This is a genomic window from Aliinostoc maniaoense (genome assembly GCF_058172895.1).
The window spans coordinates 4,719,112-4,739,143 of the sequence record NZ_CP187952.1 but is presented as its reverse complement, the minus strand read 5'-3'; the positions used below and the strand labels follow the sequence as shown (position 1 = coordinate 4,739,143).

The window sequence follows — 20,032 nt, the reverse complement described above, 5'->3', positions numbered from 1 at the left end:
ACAAATATTAATAAAAAAGACATAACTTTTTCATCTCTATGACAAACAATTGAAACATCAAGCCATTGAACTAATTAATAATATGTTTTCTAGTCTCAAAATAATGATGAATTTGATGTTTCTTTTGATAGATTAATTACATATGAGAAATTTATTAAAGTAGAAATAGGTTGAAATTACCAACTTTCTGCTGCACATAACATAAAATCTTGCACTTGCAAAGAGTCTGTAATTCTCTTGGTATTAGCTATCTGCTGGCGATATGGCGAATTGATATAACTGTTTATTTTGAATTTTGAATTGATTCATGCCTACGAAAGTTATTATTAATCCTGGTCTAATTACCATAAATGATGGTTCATCGTTTTTGGTGACAGCTAGCGATGGTTCTATCAATAGCAATTTACCCCAAGGTTTTTTTGTGCGGGATACACGCCTAATTTCTTACTATGAAATTTCTTTAAATCGTTATCCACTCGTACTATTAGCCTCTAGCAATATCACCCATCACAGTGCGCTTTATCAATTTACTAATCCTAAATTTCCTACTGTCAAAGGAAATTTACCTGCTGATTGTTTGCTGATTAGTGTTCGCCGGGACATTGTAGAGGGGATGCACGAAGATATTGATATTACTAACTATTACCATGAACCTGTCGAATTTCAATTAATGCTGGCACTGCGATCGGATTTTGCAGATATTTTTGATGTGAAAGCCAAGCATATCCTGACACGGGGAATTACAAACACCACATGGCAAGACAGGGTTTTAAAGACAGATTATCGTAACGGTGATTTTGTGCGGAGCATGATAACTGAGGCTGTGTGTTCTAGTTCGCAGGTGCGTTACGCTAACGGCCGTTTAATGTTTGATGTAGTTATTGCCTCTGGTGAGTCCTGGCATACTTGTCTTAATTTTACAGCCATAGCTAATGGCGACATCCTCAAGCCTCAAACTACCTGCTGTGTAGGCCACAATACCAAAGCGGGAAAAATCAGAGATGAATTTCTCACTCATGCAGCAAAGCTCAAATCTGCCAACGCTGAGATTCAAGCATTTTATCAGCAAGCACTAATTGATTTGGCTGCCATGCGGATACAGGTAGAAGATAATGGGCAACAATTTTGGATGCCTGCGGCTGGTATTCCTTGGTTTATGGCTGTTTTTGGTCGTGATGCAATTGTCACAAGTTTGCAATCAATTGCTGTCTATCACGAATTTGCTAGTGGTACATTACTCAGACTAGCTCAGTTACAAGCCAAAGATTTAGATAACTGGCACGATGCTCAACCAGGTAAGATGTTGCACGAGCTACGCCACGATGAATTAACTAAAATCCATCAACTTCCATATGATCCTTACTACGGCACAGTAGATAGTACCATCTTATGGATTGTGACTTTAGCAGAAGCCTACTCTTGGAACGCTGACTTGAGTATGCTGAACGAGTGTCGCACCTCATTAGAAAAAGCTCTCAATTGGATTGATAAATACGGCGATTTTGATGGAGATGGATTTGTAGAATATTTAACTCTTTCTAGTCAGGGTTTACGCAACCAAGCCTGGAAAGATTCCGGTGATGCGATAGTTTATCCCAACGGTAAGTTAGTTGAGCCGCCAATTGCTTTGTGTGAAGTCCAAGGTTATGTTTACGAAGCTTGGCAAAAAGCTGCCTTCATTTATGAAGTGTGGGGAGAACAAAAACAAGCAAAAAAATTCCGCCAAAAAGCAGAGGAACTTTATCAACGATTTAATGAACAATTTTGGATGGAATCAGAAGGCTTTTACTGTCTTGGGTTAGATAATCACAAACAACAAATTCAATCAATTGCTTCCAATGCTGGACAACTACTATTTTCGGGTATCGTACCTAAAGAAAGAGCAAAAAAGCTAGTTGAGCGACTTTTTCAAGCAGATTTGTGGTGTGGTTGGGGTATACGAACCCTGTCATCAAAACATCAAGGGTATAACCCAATTAGTTATCAACGCGGTAGTGTGTGGCCTCACGATAACTCGATAATTGCGGCTGGGTTAAAGCGGTACGGCTATCACCAAGAAGTTAATCGCATTGCTGAAGGAATTTTTGCGGCTGCTAGTTATTTTCAAGCGGGAAGAATGCCGGAATTATTTGCCGGAATTGAACGCCAAGACAATAACTTTCCAGTGCCTTATCCAGATGCCAATATACCCCAAGCTTGGGCGGCAGGCTCAATTTTATTTCTGATTCGCAGCATTTTAGGACTCGAAGCCAATGCACCACAGCACAAGTTAAAAGTACAGCCTCATCTGCCAGAATGCTTATCTGATTTAGAACTGAAAAATCTGGCTGTAGGAGATGTGAAAGTTTCACTACGTTTTTGGCGTGAAGAAGAACAAACGCGATGGCAAGTTACTCATAGTGATGGTGAATTATATGTTTATCAATAATAGGGAGGTTTGATTTTTTTACCCTCATGGCATCAGATTCTTCTAAGAAAACGATTTTGGCGGCGATGGGTGCTAATCTAGCGATCGCTATTACTAAATTTATCGCTGCTTTCATTACCAATAGTTCAGCGATGATATCTGAGGGTATTCATTCACTGGTGGATACTACCGATCAATTATTACTGCTGTTGGGGTTGAGGAGGAGTCAAAAACCAGCAGATGATAGTCACCCCTTTGGTTATGGACAAGAACTTTACTTTTGGACTTTTATTGTTGCTATCCTCATTTTTGCCATTGGTGGCGGAATGTCTATTTATGAAGGCATCAGCCATTTAATAAATCCCAGTCCGTTAGAAAATCCGATGTGGAATTACATTGTGTTGAGTTTAGCGATATTATTTGAGGGTTTTTCTTGGACTATAGCTTTAAAGGAATTTCTCCCAAACAAGGGTAATCAGAGTTTTTGGCAAGCAATCAAAACCAGCAAAGATCCCACTGTATTCACAGTCTTATTTGAAGATTCTGCTGCCATCTTAGGGTTGATTGTTGCTTTAATAGGTATCTTCTTAGGACATTTATTGAATAATATTTATTTCGATGGTATCGCCTCAATTATTATTGGCATGATTTTAGCTATAGTAGCAGTATTACTAGCAATAGAAAGTAAAGGATTGCTAGTTGGGGAAAGTGCCAATCAAGAAATTATCGATGACATTCGCTTTATAGCTAAAACAGAACCAGGAGTAGAAAATGTCATGCGTGTACTAACTATGCAACTCGCTCCCCAGGAAATCTTACTCAATTTAGAAATTCAATTCGCTCAGTATTTATCAGGGCAGGAGATAGCATTAACAGTAGAAAGCTTAGAAGCCAAAATTTGTCAAAAACATTCTGAAGTCAAACAAATATTCATTGAAGCCAAATCTTTATCAAATAGCAGTAAAAGTTTTCCTAAAAATTAAAATTGAGCAATCTCCGCGCCCCTCTGCGCTTTCCTTTGCGCCCCTTTGCGTTAAAAAAAATCAGTTATATACCTCAATTAAATATCCCTATAAATTGCTTTCACCACTAAATAAATCATAAATACTGAAATTCAACAAAAAGTAAATTATGAGTGCATCAAAACCTGAAGTTGTTGTAATTACTGGAGCATCAGCCGGCATTGGACGAGCGACTGTCCAAGCATTTGCCAAACGAGGAGCGTACATCGGATTAGTTGCTCGTAGTCATGACGGATTAAATGGAGCGCGGCGGGAAGTAGAAGCGGCTGGAGGTAAAGCGTTAGTGCTACCAACAGACGTTTCCGACCCCGCACAGGTGGAAATGGCGGCGGCGATGGTAGAGAAAGAGTTTGGCCCGATTGATATTTGGGTGAACAATGCGATGGCTTCGATTTTGTCGCCATTTTTAGAGATTACCCCAGAGGAATTTCGCCGTGTTACCGAGGTGACATATTTAGGATATGTGCATGGCACAATGGCAGCTTTGCGGCGGATGAAGCCACGCGATCGCGGTACAATTGTCCAAGTCGGTTCTGCTCTGGCTTATCGCTCAATTCCCTTACAATCTGCCTATTGCGGTGCAAAAGCTGCCATTCGCGGCTTTACAGATTCCATTCGTTGCGAACTGCATCATGACCATAGCAACGTTCACATCACGATGGTACAAATGCCCGCCGTGAACACGCCGCAGTTTGACTGGATTAAAAACAATATGCCCCAAAAATCCCAGCCAGTACCGCCAATTTTCCAACCAGAAGTAGCGGCTGAGGCCATTGTCTGGGCAGCAACCCATCAACGACGGGAACTTTATGTAGGTGGTTCAACAGTTGAGGCCATCTTGGGTACAAAAGTTGCCCCTGGATTACTTGATAGGTATCTAGGTAAAACTGGATACAAGAGTCAGCAGACAGCACAACCAGAAAACCATCATAAGCAAAGTAACTTATGGCAACCATTACCAGGAGATCACGGGGCGCATGGTAGCTTTGATGCACAAGCACAGGATCACAGCCTCCAACTGTGGGCAACTGAAAATCAAGATTGGCTGATTTTAGGACTGGGTGCTGGTGTCGCCTTAGTAGCACTGGGGGCTTATTTGGGGCATCAATCTCAACCTCAGCGATATGTTCATCAAGAGGATGAATACGAAAGAATCACCGAATCAGATATTAATACTGAAGTAGCTCGACAGTTGCATCAAACTTTAAATGGCAACAGCAAACTAAATAACTGGAATTTGCTCACAGGATTGGCTCGATTTGCCTGGAAAGCATTAACAACAGAATCTGCAAACCAACAAAAAGCTACTCAAAGCTAGATTAGACTTCTTGCATAAATACTTTGGTGTTGCTAACAAGATTGTTTAAAAGCTCACGCAAAGGCGCAAAGACGCAAAGAAGAACGCAGGAAAATAACTCTTGAAGTTATTTATTAGGATTGTTCAATTATTCGTGCAAGAGGTCTATTATGAAATTTTTTAGTCAAAAACAGGCTTTTGGCTCACCAGGTATTGAGCCACGATGGACTCATGCGAATAAGGATGGAGTAGGAACAGCTTATTCTACCTCTAGTCATATTTGGTTTACCCTCTGGAACGGTGTGATAACTGAAGTCTACTATCCCACAGTAGACCAACCCCAAATTCGTGATTTACAATATCTCATCGCTGATGGCAAAACTTTTTTCCATGAGGAGAAACGCCATCTCGAATCAAAAATTGAACATTTGTGGACTTATGGTTTAGGATACCGTGTCACTAATTCCGATCCCCAAGGGCGTTATGCTGTGATCAAAGAAGTGATTGCTGACCCACATTTATCCTGTATTCTGCAACACACAAAATTAACAGGAGAGCGCGATTTTATCTCCCAACTTCGTTTGTATGCTTTATGTGCGCCACATTTGGACGTGGGTGGGTCTAGTAATAATGGTTACATATTAGAAGTAGCTGGACAGAATATTCTCGTAGCAGAAAAACAAGGAACTTGGTTAGCACTAGGGGCAACAGTTCCCTTTAGCCGTCTTTCCTGTGGCTACGTTGGACAAAGTGACGGTTGGACAGATTTAGCTGATAATTTCCGCATGGATTGGGAATTTGATAAGGCCTTAGATGGTAATTTGGCTCTGACCGGAGAACTAAATCTAGATGATAGTCACGAGTTCACTTTAGGATTAGCATTGGGTACAACTCTACACAATGCAGTTTCCACCCTATGTCAGTCGCTTAATCTTCCTTTCCCACAACAGAAGCAGCAATATAACGAACAGTGGCAGCGATCGCGCCACGACATCAAACCATTAGAAAATATTTCCTATGATCAAGGAAAGTTATATCACAACAGCGTTAGTCTGTTGTTGGCACATGAAGACAAGACTTATCCTGGTGCTTTAATTGCTTCCTTGGCGATTCCTTGGGGTGAAGTCAAAGACGACAAAGACCAAGGGGGATATCATCTAGTTTGGACAAGGGATTTAGTTAGTAGTGTAGCAGGATTAGTGGCGGCTGGGGAAACAGATACAGCAGTGCGATCGCTCATTTATCTAGCCACCAGTCAACAAGAAGACGGCGGTTTTGCTCAAAATTTCTGGGTTGATGGCGAACCCTACTGGACAGGTATCCAACTAGATGAAGTTGCATTTCCCATTCTTTTAGCATGGTTATTAAAACAAGAAAATGCACCACTAAACTTTGATTTTTATCCGATGATTTTGCGGGCGGCTGGTTATCTAATTCGGCATGGCCCCGCTACTCAACAAGAACGCTGGGAAGAATGTAGCGGTTATTCACCTTCGACACTGGCTTGTAACATTGCAGCCTTAATTTGTGCTGCCAAATTTGTCCGCGAACATGGGGATGAAAACACAGCCCAATTTATCGAAGACTACGCTGATTTTTTAGAAGCTCACATTGAAGATTGGACAGTAACTAACGAAAGCAACTTAGTTCCTGGTATCAAACAACATTACATTCGGATTACTCCTGCCGATATCAATAATCCTCAGCCTCACGAAAATCCCAACCAAGGAACTCTGTTTATTGGTAGTCAACCACCTGGAGAACCAACAGAATTTCCCGCCAAAGAAATAGTTGATGCCGGATTTTTACAACTTGTGCGCTATGGCATTCGTCCACCTGATGACCCAATTATTATTAATTCCGTCAAAGTAATTGATGCCGTCTTGAAAGTAGATACACCCGTTGGGTTTTGTTGGCATCGTTACAATCACGATGGCTATGGACAAAGAGAAGATGGAAGCCCCTACACGGGTTGGGGTAAAGGACGCGCTTGGCCTTTGTTGACAGGGGAACGAGGACATTATGAACTAGCTGCTGGCGGCGATGTCAAAGCATATATCAAAGCGATGGAAGGATTTGCTTCCGATATTTGTTTATTACCGGAACAGATTTGGGATGAAGCAGATAAACCTGATGTTCATATGTATTTAGGAAAAGCAACAGGTTCAGCCATGCCTTTAATGTGGGCGCACGCTGAGTATATTAAACTGCTGCGGTCAACTCACGACGGTCAGGTATTTGATTTTATTCCAGAGGTGGCTAATCGATATTTAGGTGAAAGAAAGCAATGTAAATTATTAGAAATTTGGAAATTTAACCGTCAAGTAGACAAAGTTAAAAAAGGTCATACATTACGGATTCAAGCTTTAGTTTCTTTTCAGTTACATTGGTCAAAAGATAATTGGCAGACCGTCAAGGATACACCTTCTATTGCGACAAAATTGGGATTAAATTATGTAGATATATCTGTTGATGATAAACAACAAGAAACAATAAAGTTTACCTTTTTTTGGATTGATAGCAATAAATGGGAAAACAAAAATTATCAGGTAGCTATTGATTAATTATCAGTATTCTCAACCAAAAACTTAATCTCTGCAAGGGGGTTTAAATGCCTCAATGGCTTTACGACCTGGCAATTATTTCATTAATTACTGCTGCTATTTGCTCTTTGATAATTGCTATTGATATCTTTACTAAAAATCCGCAAAATATGTGGATTATGCAAGTAGTTTGGCCTGTTACAGCTTTGTGGTCAGGGGTATTTGGGCTGTATGCCTATTACAAGATAGGGCGATTAAGTACCAAGGAACGAGTTCAAAGAGCGAAAGAGCGAGGTGAAGAACCTCCAAATCAGAAAAAACCCTTTTGGCAAAGTGTTGGTGTGGGAGCAAGTCATTGTGGGAGTGGTTGTACTTTAGGAGATATTGTTGCGGAATGGTTCGTTTTTTTCGTGCCAATTGTCATCTTTGGTAGCCACATTCTTGGGACTTGGGTATTAGATTATATTGTGGCGTTTATTTTTGGTATAGCTTTTCAATATTTCACCATTAAACCGATGCGGGGTCTTTCGATGGGAGATGGTTTAAAAGCTGCGGTGAAAGCCGATACCCTCTCATTAACAGCATGGCAGGTTGGGATGTATGGCTGGATGGCAGTTGCATTTTTTGTTTTTTTCTCACCAGAAACTTTACGTCCGAACAATCCCGTATTTTGGTTCATGATGCAGATTGGTATGGTCTGCGGCTTTATCACTAGTTATCCTGTCAATTGGTGGCTACTGAGTCAAAAAATAAAGGAAGTAATGTAAATGTATCACCGCAAGACTGATAGCGATCGCCTCCATTGGGAAGAAGGCCGTACACTATGACTTTGTTTCAATTGATGGATAAACACTCATTTAACAGTTATCAGTCAAGAGTGATGTGTTTATCGTTGGGTTTAACAGTTATCAAAAAAAACTGATAACTGTTCACTGTTCACTGTTCACTGATTTAATATCATCTGCCCGATTTATGCCTACCAAAATTGTCAATCTGGTAGCACGGGATATTCGTTTTCCTACCTCTCGAACTCTCACAGGTTCAGATGCAACGAATAAAGCACCAGATTATTCAGCCGCTTACGTGATTTTGCAAACAGACCATCCAAAAGGCTTAGAAGGTCACGGCATGACTTTCACCATTGGGGAAGGTAATGATATCTGTGTCTTAGCTGAAAAAGATTTAAGCCATTTGGTTGTAGGACACACCCTAGAGTCCTTTACAGAAAATATGGGTGCATTCTGGCAACATATTACCAGCGATAGCCAACTCAGGTGGCTAGGGCCACAAAAAGGTGTGATTCATCTAGCTACAGCCGCCATAGTGAATGCAGTCTGGGATCTCTACGCCAAAGTCGAGGGTAAGCCACTTTGGAGACTGTTATCTGATATGTCACCAGAAGAACTTGTACGCTGTGTAGACTTCCGTTATCTGACTGACACACTCACTTCAGAAGAAGCCTTATCAATTCTCAAAGATAAGTTTCCCACACGGAGCGATCGCATTCAAAAAATTCAACAATCAGGCTACCCAGCTTATACCTCAGCCGCCGGTTGGTTAGGCTACTCAGATGATAAACTGCGTTCTATTTGCCGTGATGCTCTAGCCGAAGGTTGGCAAAATTTTAAAATCAAAATTGGCAACGATTTAAAAGACGATTTCCGCCGTGCGGAAATTATTCGCTCAGAAGTCGGCTATGATTGCAAACTGATGATGGATGCAAATCAAGCTTGGGAAGTCAGCCAAGCAATAGAAAATATCCAACAACTAGCCAAATATCAACCATTTTGGATTGAAGAACCCACAAGCCCCGATGATGTTCAAGGATATGTGGAAATTGCCAAAGCAACTGCACCAATTAACTTAGCAACTGGTGAACAATGTCAAAATCGGATTCTTTTCAAACAATTTATCCGTTCTGGTGGGATTCGCTTTTGTCAGATTGATGCTTGTCGCCTAGGTGGTGTGAATGAAGTTCTAGCAGTTCTACTACTAGCCGCAAAATTTAACCTACCTGTTTGTCCCCACGGTGGCGGAGTCGGACTACCCGAATATGTCCAACATTTATCCATTTTTGACTACATTTGCGTCAGTGGCACGCTCGAAAATCGATTCATTGAATACGTCTCTCACCTACACGAAAACTTTTTAGATCCCGTCACAATTCAAAACGGTCATTATCTACCCCCAACCAAACCCGGCTTTAGCATCCAAATGAAGCCTGAATCTCTAGATAAATATCAATATCCCAACGGTAAAGCATGGCAGTGAAACCAAACATTTCATTAAATTCGTAACCAATTCTTTGCGTACCTCTGCGCTTACCTCCGCGTACCTCTGCGTTTAAAAATCACTAAACACCTAGGAAACTTCCAATGGTCACAACAGCATCCGATGTTCTCGTTGACACCCTCATTGATTGGGGTGTTGACACTATCTTTGGCATTCCCGGCGATGGTATTAACGGTGTCATGGAAGCACTACGCCAGCGTCAAGACCAAATCCGCTTTATTCAGGTACGTCATGAAGAAGCGGCTGCTTTCATGGCTTGTGCCTATTCCAAATACACAGGCAAATTAGGCGTATGTCTAGCAACATCAGGGCCGGGTGGTCTGCATCTAATTAACGGTCTTTATGATGCGAAGATGGACGGTCAATCAGTATTAGCGATTACAGGTCAACATTTCCATGACTTAATTGATACACACTCCCAACAGGATGTAGACCTTGACAAAGTATTCATGGATGTTACCGTCTATAACACCCGTGTGATGGGGCCTGACCATATCGAGACTGTTGCAGATTTAGCTTGTCGTGCGGCGATCTCTAAACGTAGTGTAGCTCATATCACCTTTCCCATTGATTTCCAAACCGAAAGAGTAACGAGAAAGCATTCTATGCACAATGTTCTCCATCATACATCAGATGTGAGAGGGAGTAGCGCACAACTGCCCGGCGAACGTGATTTGCTACGTGCTGTAGATATTTTAAATGCTGGTAAGAAAATTGTTATTTTTGCTGGTCGGGGAGCTTTAAAGGCAACTGATGAATTAGAACAACTGGCACAAAAACTAGGCGCACCAATTATTAAAGCAATGTTGGGGAAAGCGGCTGTACCGGATTTTAGCCCCTATACAACAGGTGGCATCGGTCTAACTGGAACTAAACCATCCCAAGAAGCAATGGAAGACTGCGACACTTTATTGATGGTAGGTACATCCTTTCCCTATATGGAGTTTTTACCGAAGCCAGGACAAGCAAGAGGTGTTCAAATTGACATTGATCCGATGCGAATTGGACTGCGTTATCCCGTTGAGGTGGGGTTAGTTGGTGATAGCCGTCGTACTTTGCAAGCCATTCTTTCCTTAGTGGAAGCTAAAGAGGATAAGAGCTTTCTAGAAAAGGCTCAATCTGGAATGAAAGATTGGTGGGAGTTAATGGCAGAAAGGGGGACACGGCAGGATAAACCCATGAAACCCCAGGTGATAGCGTGGGAGTTGGGTAAACGTTTATCTGACACAGCGATTGTCTCGGCTGATTCCGGTACAAATACCACATGGTGGGCGCGACAAATTCCCGCCAAGCGGGGTCAAATGCACTCAGTATCGGGAATAATGGCTTCAATGGCTTGTGGTTTGCCTTATGCGATCGCTGCCCAAGTCGCTTATCCTGAAAGACAATGTGTGGCTTTTGTTGGGGATGGTGGCTTCTCGATGTTAATGGCGGAGTTTTTAACTTGTGTTAAATATCAACTCCCCGTCAAAATTGTCATCATCAAAAACAACACCTTGGGTCAAATTAAGTGGGAACAGATGGTATTCTTAGGCAATCCCGAATACGCCTGCGAACTGCAACCAATGGATTATGCTGCCTACGCTCGTGCTTGCGGTGCAACCGGCTTTACCATTGATGACGCTGCAACTTGTGGTGATATTCTTGACCAAGCGTTGGCGACACCAGGGCCAGTAATAATTGAGGCAGTTGTTGATCCTCATGAGCCACCTTTGCCCCCGAAAATCACCCTCAGCCAAGCGGCTAAGTTTACGGAATCTCTGATTCGAGGCGAGCCTAACCGCGAAAAAATTATTCTCACAGCCGTGTCAGATAAGGTAAGGGAGTTGATTTAATGAATACTCAAACTATTGAACCGAGTATCATTCCCACAAACGCTCAGTTAGAAAAAGTCTTTGACGGGGGTTGTGGCCGTACTGAAGGCGTAGCTGTCGCACCAGATGGCATGGTGTATTTCAGTGACATCACAGTTACTTATTGGACAGATATGCAGGCGGGACATATTTGGCAATACAATCCCAAGACGGGCAAAACTATAATTTTTCGTTCTCCCAGTGGGATGTCTAATGGTATTGTTTTTGATGCCGCAGGACGGATGGTGGTAGCGGAGGGTGCAGACTGTGGCGGACGGCGTATCACCCGTACAGATATGAAAACGGGTAAGAGTGTCATCCTTGCTAATGTCTATGATGGTCGTCCCTTAAATTCTCCTAATGACTTGGTAATTGATGCCAAAGGACGAATTTATTTCACAGATCCGAGATTTTTTGGCCATGAACCGATTGAACAATTTGTGTGTGGCGTATATCGGATTGATCCTGATGGTTCACTGCATCGAATTATCTCAGATTTAGCCAAGCCAAATGGTGTAGCTGTTTCCCCGGATCAAAAAACTTTGTATGTATCCGATTACAATGATGGTTTGTGGGATGTTCGAGAACAAGTAGAAGATATGAGTCATCGCCGAGGCTCAATGGCATTGATGGCTTATGATTTAGCGGCGGACGGTACAGCTAAAAAACGACAAAAATTAGTTGACTATTCACCTGAAAACGGTGCTGATGGTTTTACAGTAGATAGCTCAGGTAATATTTTCGCAGCTGTACGCGATCGCACTCGCCCTGGTGTCCGTGTTTATTCTCCTAATGGGCAAGAACTTGCGTATATACCCACCCCAGAAATCCCGACAAACGTTGCCTTTGCTCGGGGAGAGGAAAGCCATGTACTCTACATCACAGCTGGTAAAAGCCTTTATCAAATCCAGACGATGCACACCTAAATAATATGGGAAAGGTGGTAGCCACGAAACGAGAGAGTCAAGGAATTAAAGGAATTAACTCTCTCGTGTTATTTATATCGTGGCGGAAACCTGCAAAAAGCAACTTTAGTTGCAGTAGTTTTTTAGAGCAACGAAATTGTTGATAATAATTTCATGTTATGAGATTATTACTATTAGCAAAGGAGGTGATAAAAGTAGTGGCTAAGAGCAAAACTCCATCATTCGTGACCACAATTCCCTTAGTGGTTAATAGCAAGCAAGAATCAGAATTCTTAGCTCGCTTTCAAGCTAGTAGACAGCTATATAATGCTTGCCTAAATGAAGCAATGACTAGGATGGAGTTAGTTAAAAAATCTGATATCTATCAAGCAGCTAAAAATCTACCTAGAGGGCAAAAGAAACAGCGTTCTCATATGTTCTCTGAAGCTAGAAAACTTTACAGATATTCAGACTACGACTTACAAGCTTATGCCACTAAGGTGAGCAATAAATCAAAATGGATTGCCGATAAAATAGACTCAAATACTCAACAGACAATAGCCACTCGTGCTTTTAGAGCTAGTGAAAAAGTTTTGTTTGGACTAGCTAAAAAAGTTAGGTTTAAACCTTTCAACAGATTCAGGTCTATTGAAGGTAAGTCTAACAAACAAGGTTTACGGTAGAAAGACAACGCCACTTGCTTTAAGCCGGGAGACCCGTCCAACGCAGTGGCTCATCGACTGATTTGGGGAAAACTCAAACTTAATCCTATTATCGATGAGATTAATCCAGTAATACGGCATGGATTAAGTTCACCTGTTAAATATGTTCGTCTGTTGTGGAAAGAAGTTAACAGTAAACGTCGATGGTATATTCAGCTAATCAATGAAGGTATTCCATACCAAAAACCAAAAAATTATATTTCAGAAGGTGTTGTTGGCTTAGACCTCAATATCTCTAACATTGCTTTTGTGGGTGACAATCACGCTGGACTATTACCTTTTGCCGACAAAGTTCCTGATTTCCAAAAAGAAATAACAAGACTGCAAAGAAAAATGCAACGTTCCCAACGTGTTAATAACCCTGACAATTATGAGTCAGATTTTTTAGCTAAAAAGGGACGCAAAACAATTGTCAAAAAAGGCCAGGTCAAAAAAGGTCGTTGCAAATGGAATCAGTCTAAAACCTACAAGAATATTTCTCAGAAGAAGCGGGAATTAGAAAGACGTAAAACTGCTTATGCTAAGTCTCAAAATCGTAAAATAGTTAATGAGATTTTAAGACATGGCAACATAATTAAGACTGAGAAAGTCTCAGTTAAAGGATGGCAGAAACGCTATGGTAAGGCTATTTCTGCCAAATCCCCCGGATTTGTACTTTTCTGTTTGAAACGCAAAGCTGAAAACGCTGGTGGACAATTCATCACTTTTTCTACTCAAAAAACTGCACTCTCTCAAACTCATTTAGATGGTAGTCGTATCAAAAAATCTCTGTCTCAACGGGTTCATAGAGATGTGACAGGAGTTGTTATGCACCGTGATATTTTCAGTGCATTTCTGAGTAGATACGTTAATGAGGATACGTTGTCATTGCAGGATGCTCAATGTGAGTATTCGAGGTTGGAGCAAACCTTATGGTTGGCATGGCAACAATATCAAACAAACTGTGAACAAGTAGGCGAGTCCGAAAGTAGGCTGACTCATTCATCCTCGGAACAGTTCAACCATGAGGGCAAAAGCGTTAACCAGATAGCTGTTAAGAGCGAAAAGTTTGCGTGATCTTTGCCTGAATCCACGAACTAGAAGTTCGTGGAGTGGCTCAATGGTTATTACTTACCTTTGAACTGACCAGCAACAGGATCTTAATTTGTATTCCCAAGGTAGAGGTACGGAATGGTTTTGCTTTACTTCAGAGGGAGTGAGAGCTATATGAGGATGATACATGATTAAGGTGAGCGATCGCCAATCTGAACACTACTCAAAATTGCTGCCCGTGTTCATATTTATGTTGTGGTAACGCTAGATGGAAATGTGCGGAGTGGTCAAGTCTTAGAGGTATACGTCCGACCTATCTACAACTAATTTTGTGGAAGTCTCCAGAACCAAAGCCAACCAAGTATCAACCAAAGACTGGATTAGCTCTGAAGATATCTTTGCATGATAGGAGGTGGATACCGAAATCAAAGTTTCAAATCAGGAATTAATGATTATGACTGAAAATGAACGACCTTTAGTTAAGCAAGATGAAATTATTGACCTGACTGAAAATACACAACCTTTAGCTAAACACCAAGACAATTCAGAGCCAGAGCATTCATCAGGTACAGGTGTCGGTGCGGGGATAGCTGGCGCAGCAATTGGCGGTGTAGTTGGTCGTCAAGTAGGCGGAACTGTTGGTGCTGTAGCCGGTGCTGTAGCGGGTGCTTTAGTCGGTAAGGGTACGTCTGAAGCTGTGAACAAGACTGTAGAAGGCATAGTGGATGCAGCCAAAAGTGTAGCGGAGGGTGTTAACGAAACTGTAGAAGGTGTTGGAGATAGCGTTAAAGATGTAGTACAGGGTGTTGATAAAACTGTGGAAGGTGTCGCAGAAGTTGTTCAGGATACTGCTACAGATGTCAAACCCGCTATCCAAGATGTTGCTAGTTCCGTCAAAGATACAGTAGAAGATATCAAACCTGCTGTTGTAGATGCAGCATACACATTAAAAGATACTGTCAAGGAAAGCAAGCCTGCTGTTGTTGAGGGAGTTAAGGATGCAGCACAAGAAGCTAAACCTGCTGTCAAACAGGTAGCACAATCCATTAAAGATACAGTAGAAGATGTCAAACCTGCCGTAGTAGAAGTTATTAGAACTACAGCTAAAGAGGTTAAACCTGCAATTAGAAATGTAGCCGATTCTGTGACTGAGACAGTAGCAGATGTTAAACCTGCTCTCAAAAATGTGGCAGATTCAACTCAGAATATTGTGGAAAATATTCAGCCAAATACCAAAGATTTCACAGAATCTCATCACGAAGTTGTTGAGGATGCTAACTCCTCAAAATATCAGTTCACCTTCGTTCAACCTGATGCTGCCAATGCTGAACCACATTGGCATTTAAATAAAAGTGAATAATCTGGTGAACTATGACAATAATTTTTGAGATGTAAATGGGTTTGTAGTAAGCACTTTAGTGCTGCGATATTTGAGAAATAAAGTTTTTACTACAAACCTATAAATTGGCAATTTTTAGGATGTAACAACTCAAGTTAAGAGAGTTATTGTTATGCAGAAAAATCAATCACACAAGCCAACAATAGATTACTGGCGTGTCTGGACTGACGAAAAGGGTATCAGCCATCAGTCTCGTCATCAAATTGAGGACTTTGTGCAGAAAGGTATAGCACCTGATACAGCTCCTCAGTGGCTTTCTCAGTTGAAGCAATCTGGTGCTACAGTCACTTTTACTGTGCTACCTGTTGGCTGGATGGGTAAATGGCATGAAAACCCCAAACCACAGTGGATTATCCCCTTGTCTGGACGTTGGTTTGTAGAGACTATGGATGGACAACGTGTAGAGATGGGTACTGGTGACATTTCATTTGGAGGAGATCAAGGTACAAAAGCGGACGCGCAAGATCATAAAGGTCATCTCTCTGGAACAGTAGGGGATGAACCAGCTGTTTTGATGATGGTGCAGTTTGAAGAAACTCCCAGTTTGAAGTAACCCTACTAAATTGATCAATTAGGAATATTAGTCAATGAAAGCAGTTGTATTTCATGGTATTGGAGATATTAGGTTAGATGAAGTACCAGAACCTAAAATCCAACAGCCAACAGATGCCATTATTAGACTTACTTCTAGTGCAATTTGTGGCACAGATTTACACATGATTCGGGGAACATTCACAGGCATGAAACCCGGCACAATTCTGGGACATGAAGGTGTGGGGATTGTTGAAGAGATTGGTTCTAATGTACGGAATTTGAAAATAGGCGATCGCGTTGTTGTCCCCTCAACAATTGCCTGTGGCTACTGTTCTTACTGCCGTACAGGTTATCATGCTCAATGTGATAACGCCAATCCCCACGGACATAACGCCGGCACAGCTTTTTTTGGAGGCCCAGAAGCAGCAGGCTCTTTTGATGGCTTACAAGCAGAATATGCTCGGATTCCCTATGCCAATGCAGGATTAGTTAAACTACCACAAGAAGTCACAGACGACCAAGCAATTCTCTTGTCTGACATCTTCCCGACGGCTTACTTTGGCGCAGATATTGCAGAGATTACACCGGGTGATACAGTGGCTATTTTTGGCTGTGGCCCTGTTGGCCAGTTTACTATTGTCAGTGCCAGACTATTTGGCGCAGGACGCATCATAGCAGTAGATACAATACCCTCACGTTTAGAAATGGCGCGTGATTTGGGTGCAGAAATCATCGATTATAATGCTGAAGATCCAGTAGAAGTTATCCGCCAACTCACAGGGGGAATTGGTGTGGATAGAGCGATTGATGCTGTTGGTGTTGATGCCAATGCACCTGATAGTGGCCCAGCAGCCAAAAAAGCACGACAAGAAGCAGAACAATTTCAGCAACAATTACAACAAATTGCCCCTCAAACTAATCCTCAAAACGGGAATTGGCATCCGGGTAATGCGCCTTCTCAAGCATTAGAATGGGCAGTTCAAGCATTAGCAAAAGCCGGAACTCTTTCGATTATTGGTGTTTATCCGCCCAGTCACAATTTCTTCCCCATTGGTACAGCAATGAACAAAAACCTTACAATTAACATGGGTAATTGTAATCACCGCAAGTATATTCCAACTTTGGTGGATTTGGTTCGTAATGGTACAGTAGAGCCGACAAAAGTCTTAACTCAAATTGAACCATTAATGTCAGTCATTGATGCTTACAAAGCGTTTGATCAACGACAAGCAGGGTGGGTAAAGGTGGAGTTAGTGCCAAGAGCAGCACTAGCTAAAGTTTAGATTCTTTGTCAGTACAATTCGCAACGATGTTCTCGCCCCCTGCTCCCTGCTCCCTGCTCCCTGCCTAATCAGAACTACAAATATTTACCCTGTTCGACTTAGGTTAGCTATGCCATCTAAACTTCGTAGTCATCCTTATTTTTTAATACCACAATCATCTCAACCTAATTATCCCTTATTTGTATTTCTACCAGGAATGGATGAGACTGGTAAGGAACTGATGTATATTCAGACAGCAGGTTTAGAAGCTGCTTTTGATGTCCGTTGTTTTGTAATTCCAGCAGATGATTTAACAAGTTGGGATGAAATGACGGACGAATTAGCAAGTTTGACTCAAATTGAACTCAAAAAAGTACCACGCTCATCTGTTTATCTCTGTGCTGAATCATTTGGTTGTTGCTTAGGAATAAAAATTTTAGAAAGATTTCCTCAACTATTTACAAAAATTATTTTAATTAATTCGGCTTCTTCATTTCATCGCGTACCTTGGTTAAATTTAGGTTCGCGGTTATTCCCTTATACACCTAATTTCTTTTATAAACTTACTTCATTTATATCTTTGCCTTTTCTCGCAAATTTAAACCGAGTATCTTCTACTGCCAAAAAAGCTCTGTTGAACTCAACCAGTTCTGCACCAAAAGGAACTGCGAGTCAGCGTCTAACTTTGATGAGAGAATTTGATATTAATGAAATGAAATTAACTCAAATTACTCAACCTGTTTTATTAATTGCCAGTCAAGATGACCGACTTTTACCTTCAGAGGCAGAGGCAAAACAGTTAAGTAATATTTTTCCTAATTCTCAACTGATCACTCTACCTCATAGCGGTCATGCCTGCTTAGTCGAAATGGATGTGAATCTTTATCAAATTTTACTGTCAGCCAATTTTATTTTTATGTAATGGTAACTGGCTTTCTATCTGTTGCAGAATTTTCTTGAATATTCAAGTATAATTAGAATCATCATTTGGATTGCTAACTTGTAAACTGCTAAGATTACGACTAGCAACATCAGCACTAATTCCCCATAAAATTAACCCTAAATAATCAGAAAAAGGCTTAGAACCGAAAGTTAAACCGTTATCCACATACAGCGAACCTAAACCGACTAAAGATAAACCAAATAATAAAGTTAGAGACAAAAATGGTCGAATTAGCCAAACAGTTGCACCAATCCGAATATCATCAGATACACCAGAGAGTAAGACTAAAAAATTCTGTAAACCGATCTGCCAAGTAGAAATATCCGGTAAATCATGAGGAGAAACTTGATCAGCCCGAATTAATAAATCATTAACAGCGTTAGCTAACTCCAAAGATAAAACAGGCTCATTCTGTATAAAATTATTATTTCCCTCTATTTTTTGATTGAGAATAGCCATACCTCTCATAACTTGTTGCATAGCTTTTTTAGCGGCAGCATCATTTTTTTGAGCTAAGAATATGCGAGTTTTAGCAATATTTCTTTGTAACTCTTGGGCAAATTTAGATAAATTTACTTCTCCATTAATTTCTAATAATTGCATCTCTATTTTACGGAGTTTATTTAAGGCTTCTAATCGGGCTTCGATAGCTTCTATTTCAGCAAAAGCCTTATCTATCTTTTCCCATCTAATTAATTGTTCTACCCAATCTACCATTCGTTGTAATATTTTCTGGTCTTCTGGGTGTTCTACTTCTTGTCTGATGCGAGATTTCAGACGATAAACTGCTGTCATAGCTCTAGTGAGTTTACCACCAGATTCTTGCATATATTTAAATAATCGTCCCAATAAGACACCAAAGATTAACACCATCAAAGGCAAAATCGGCCCAGAGCGCATTTTTAAATCTAGTGGGATCACTAATCGTTGCGTCTGTCCAGATAAAGTTAGATAAATAGCACCTGTATAACGGTCTGGGGGGATAATAGAGCGATTGAGAATTAAGGGTATACTCATGATGCGATCGCTCGGTAAACTGATTGTACCTTGGGGTAAACTCACAGCTTTTTGTGTTAATTGATACCCAGTTTGCTCACCCCTGAGAATGACTTTAGTATCAATAATCGTGACAGGTGCTTGAGTAGGGTTATCAAATTGTAGTTGCCATTCATTTAAAAAAGCACTGGCTGGTAGTAACCCTTGAGCAATCAAACAATCCAAAAAACCCCAAAAACCCTGACAATTAACTAAACGCAGTTCAATTTGTTCTGTACCGCCCACAGGAATCAAATTTGGTCTAACTTTAGCAATTACCTGGAGAGGAATTGTTTGTACTGGTTTTGAGGATTGATTGGGTAAAAATACTTGTATTGTTCCTTCATACGTGCCAGGGACACGAATATTAGTGACTCGCAATTGAAAATCTTGGGGAATACCTACCAACAGTTGTGATGCACCTGCGATCGCTATTTGCTGACGGTCAATTATCTCACCACCTTCTTTGCGTCGCAAGTCTGAAGCTAAAAATACAACTTTCTCAATATTTTCACCTTCAGCCGTCAACCGCAGATTACCAAAGAGCGCAATTTCTTCATCCAACCAACCACTAATCTCAACAGACTTATCGCCGGCATCAACAATTACACTAGCAGCCGCCTGCACAGAAACCGGATGACATATCACCATCACAGGCAACAATAGAGATAATATCCAATATTTCATCAACAATTCTCAGAATATGGAATGGCATCCCGGAACTGCACGAAACAATCAGTTATATCTTCTAGCACAAAATATTAATCCACCTGATTAGATTCTAAG

General features: G+C 41.1%; 15 protein-coding genes. 14 read left to right on the top strand and 1 reads right to left on the bottom strand.

All coding sequences use genetic code 11. The features are described from left to right. Positions 1-307 precede the first annotated feature (307 nt). The 14 genes from ACPZ3T_RS20480 (at position 308) to ACPZ3T_RS20415 (ending at position 18,190) form a co-directional block, all read left to right on the top strand. On the top strand, positions 308-2,428 hold the full coding sequence (locus tag ACPZ3T_RS20480) for an amylo-alpha-1,6-glucosidase (protein ID WP_490271294.1): 2,121 nt from the start codon (positions 308-310) through the stop codon (positions 2,426-2,428). A gap of 26 nt (positions 2,429-2,454) precedes the next feature. Then, the gene (locus ACPZ3T_RS20475; protein WP_490271293.1) at positions 2,455-3,390 is read left to right on the top strand and encodes a cation diffusion facilitator family transporter; all 936 of its coding nucleotides are present in this window, start codon (positions 2,455-2,457) and stop codon (positions 3,388-3,390) included. Positions 3,391-3,538: 148 nt separating this feature from the next. Next, on the top strand, positions 3,539-4,747 hold the full coding sequence (locus ACPZ3T_RS20470; RefSeq protein ID WP_490271291.1) for an SDR family oxidoreductase: 1,209 nt from the start codon (positions 3,539-3,541) through the stop codon (positions 4,745-4,747). A 149-nt stretch (positions 4,748-4,896) separates the two neighbouring features. Beyond that, entirely contained in the window at positions 4,897-7,290 is a 2,394-nt protein-coding gene (locus tag ACPZ3T_RS20465; RefSeq protein WP_490271290.1) for a glycoside hydrolase family 15 protein, read from the top strand. Between the two features lie 47 nt (positions 7,291-7,337). Beyond that, complete coding sequence (locus ACPZ3T_RS20460; RefSeq protein WP_490271288.1) at positions 7,338-8,036, top strand: DUF4396 domain-containing protein; 699 nt, start codon at positions 7,338-7,340, stop codon at positions 8,034-8,036. 205 nt (positions 8,037-8,241) lie between these two features. Next, a complete protein-coding gene (locus tag ACPZ3T_RS20455; RefSeq protein WP_490271286.1) occupies positions 8,242-9,540 on the top strand; it encodes an L-fuconate dehydratase in 1,299 nt (432 codons plus the stop codon). Positions 9,541-9,644: 104 nt separating this feature from the next. After that, on the top strand, positions 9,645-11,396 hold the full coding sequence (locus ACPZ3T_RS20450) for a thiamine pyrophosphate-dependent enzyme (protein WP_490271284.1): 1,752 nt from the start codon (positions 9,645-9,647) through the stop codon (positions 11,394-11,396). Next, the gene (locus ACPZ3T_RS20445; RefSeq protein WP_490271283.1) at positions 11,396-12,340 is read left to right on the top strand and encodes an SMP-30/gluconolactonase/LRE family protein; all 945 of its coding nucleotides are present in this window, start codon (positions 11,396-11,398) and stop codon (positions 12,338-12,340) included. Before ACPZ3T_RS20450 ends, ACPZ3T_RS20445 begins: the two co-directional genes overlap by 1 nt. Positions 12,341-12,537: 197 nt before the next feature. Continuing rightward, positions 12,538-13,002, top strand: a complete 465-nt coding sequence (locus ACPZ3T_RS20440; RefSeq protein ID WP_490271281.1) for a hypothetical protein — start codon at positions 12,538-12,540, stop codon at positions 13,000-13,002. Positions 13,003-13,047: 45 nt separating this feature from the next. Next, positions 13,048-14,097 (top strand): nuclease/transposase family protein, encoded by a 1,050-nt coding sequence (locus ACPZ3T_RS20435; protein ID WP_490271280.1) that lies wholly within the window; start codon positions 13,048-13,050, stop codon positions 14,095-14,097. A 430-nt stretch (positions 14,098-14,527) separates the two neighbouring features. Further along, positions 14,528-15,433, top strand: coding sequence for a hypothetical protein (locus ACPZ3T_RS20430; protein WP_490271279.1), 906 nt, complete (start codon positions 14,528-14,530; stop codon positions 15,431-15,433). 151 nt (positions 15,434-15,584) lie between these two features. Then, positions 15,585-16,025 carry a cupin domain-containing protein gene (locus ACPZ3T_RS20425; RefSeq protein ID WP_490271278.1) on the top strand — a complete coding sequence of 147 codons (441 nt, stop codon included), beginning with the start codon at positions 15,585-15,587 and terminating at the stop codon, positions 16,023-16,025. A 34-nt stretch (positions 16,026-16,059) separates the two neighbouring features. Further along, positions 16,060-17,289: a zinc-dependent alcohol dehydrogenase gene (locus ACPZ3T_RS20420; protein WP_490271276.1), complete on the top strand. Its 1,230-nt coding sequence runs from the start codon at positions 16,060-16,062 to the stop codon at positions 17,287-17,289. A 109-nt stretch (positions 17,290-17,398) separates the two neighbouring features. Next, positions 17,399-18,190 carry an alpha/beta fold hydrolase gene (locus ACPZ3T_RS20415; protein WP_490271275.1) on the top strand — a complete coding sequence of 264 codons (792 nt, stop codon included), beginning with the start codon at positions 17,399-17,401 and terminating at the stop codon, positions 18,188-18,190. A 42-nt stretch (positions 18,191-18,232) separates the two neighbouring features. Here the strand turns inward: ACPZ3T_RS20415 and ACPZ3T_RS20410 are convergent, their stop codons facing one another. Continuing rightward, positions 18,233-19,933 (bottom strand): hypothetical protein, encoded by a 1,701-nt coding sequence (locus ACPZ3T_RS20410; protein ID WP_490271273.1) that lies wholly within the window; start codon positions 19,931-19,933, stop codon positions 18,233-18,235. Between the last annotated feature and the right edge of the window lie 99 nt (positions 19,934-20,032).

Bases quoted from the DNA above. Each gene is read 5' to 3' on its own strand.
- ACPZ3T_RS20470 (WP_490271291.1), top strand. From the start codon at position 3,539: ATGAGTGCATCAAAACCTGAAGTTGTTGTAATTACTGGAGCATCAGCC.
- ACPZ3T_RS20420 (WP_490271276.1), top strand. From the start codon at position 16,060: ATGAAAGCAGTTGTATTTCATGGTATTGGAGATATTAGGTTAGATGAA.
- ACPZ3T_RS20475 (WP_490271293.1), top strand. From the start codon at position 2,455: ATGGCATCAGATTCTTCTAAGAAAACGATTTTGGCGGCGATGGGTGCT.
- ACPZ3T_RS20465 (WP_490271290.1), top strand. From the start codon at position 4,897: ATGAAATTTTTTAGTCAAAAACAGGCTTTTGGCTCACCAGGTATTGAG.
- ACPZ3T_RS20410 (WP_490271273.1), bottom strand. From the start codon at position 19,933: ATGAAATATTGGATATTATCTCTATTGTTGCCTGTGATGGTGATATGT.
- ACPZ3T_RS20430 (WP_490271279.1), top strand. From the start codon at position 14,528: ATGACTGAAAATGAACGACCTTTAGTTAAGCAAGATGAAATTATTGAC.
- ACPZ3T_RS20480 (WP_490271294.1), top strand. From the start codon at position 308: ATGCCTACGAAAGTTATTATTAATCCTGGTCTAATTACCATAAATGAT.
- ACPZ3T_RS20455 (WP_490271286.1), top strand. From the start codon at position 8,242: ATGCCTACCAAAATTGTCAATCTGGTAGCACGGGATATTCGTTTTCCT.
- ACPZ3T_RS20425 (WP_490271278.1), top strand. From the start codon at position 15,585: ATGCAGAAAAATCAATCACACAAGCCAACAATAGATTACTGGCGTGTC.
- ACPZ3T_RS20450 (WP_490271284.1), top strand. From the start codon at position 9,645: ATGGTCACAACAGCATCCGATGTTCTCGTTGACACCCTCATTGATTGG.
- ACPZ3T_RS20415 (WP_490271275.1), top strand. From the start codon at position 17,399: ATGCCATCTAAACTTCGTAGTCATCCTTATTTTTTAATACCACAATCA.
- ACPZ3T_RS20460 (WP_490271288.1), top strand. From the start codon at position 7,338: ATGCCTCAATGGCTTTACGACCTGGCAATTATTTCATTAATTACTGCT.
- ACPZ3T_RS20445 (WP_490271283.1), top strand. From the start codon at position 11,396: ATGAATACTCAAACTATTGAACCGAGTATCATTCCCACAAACGCTCAG.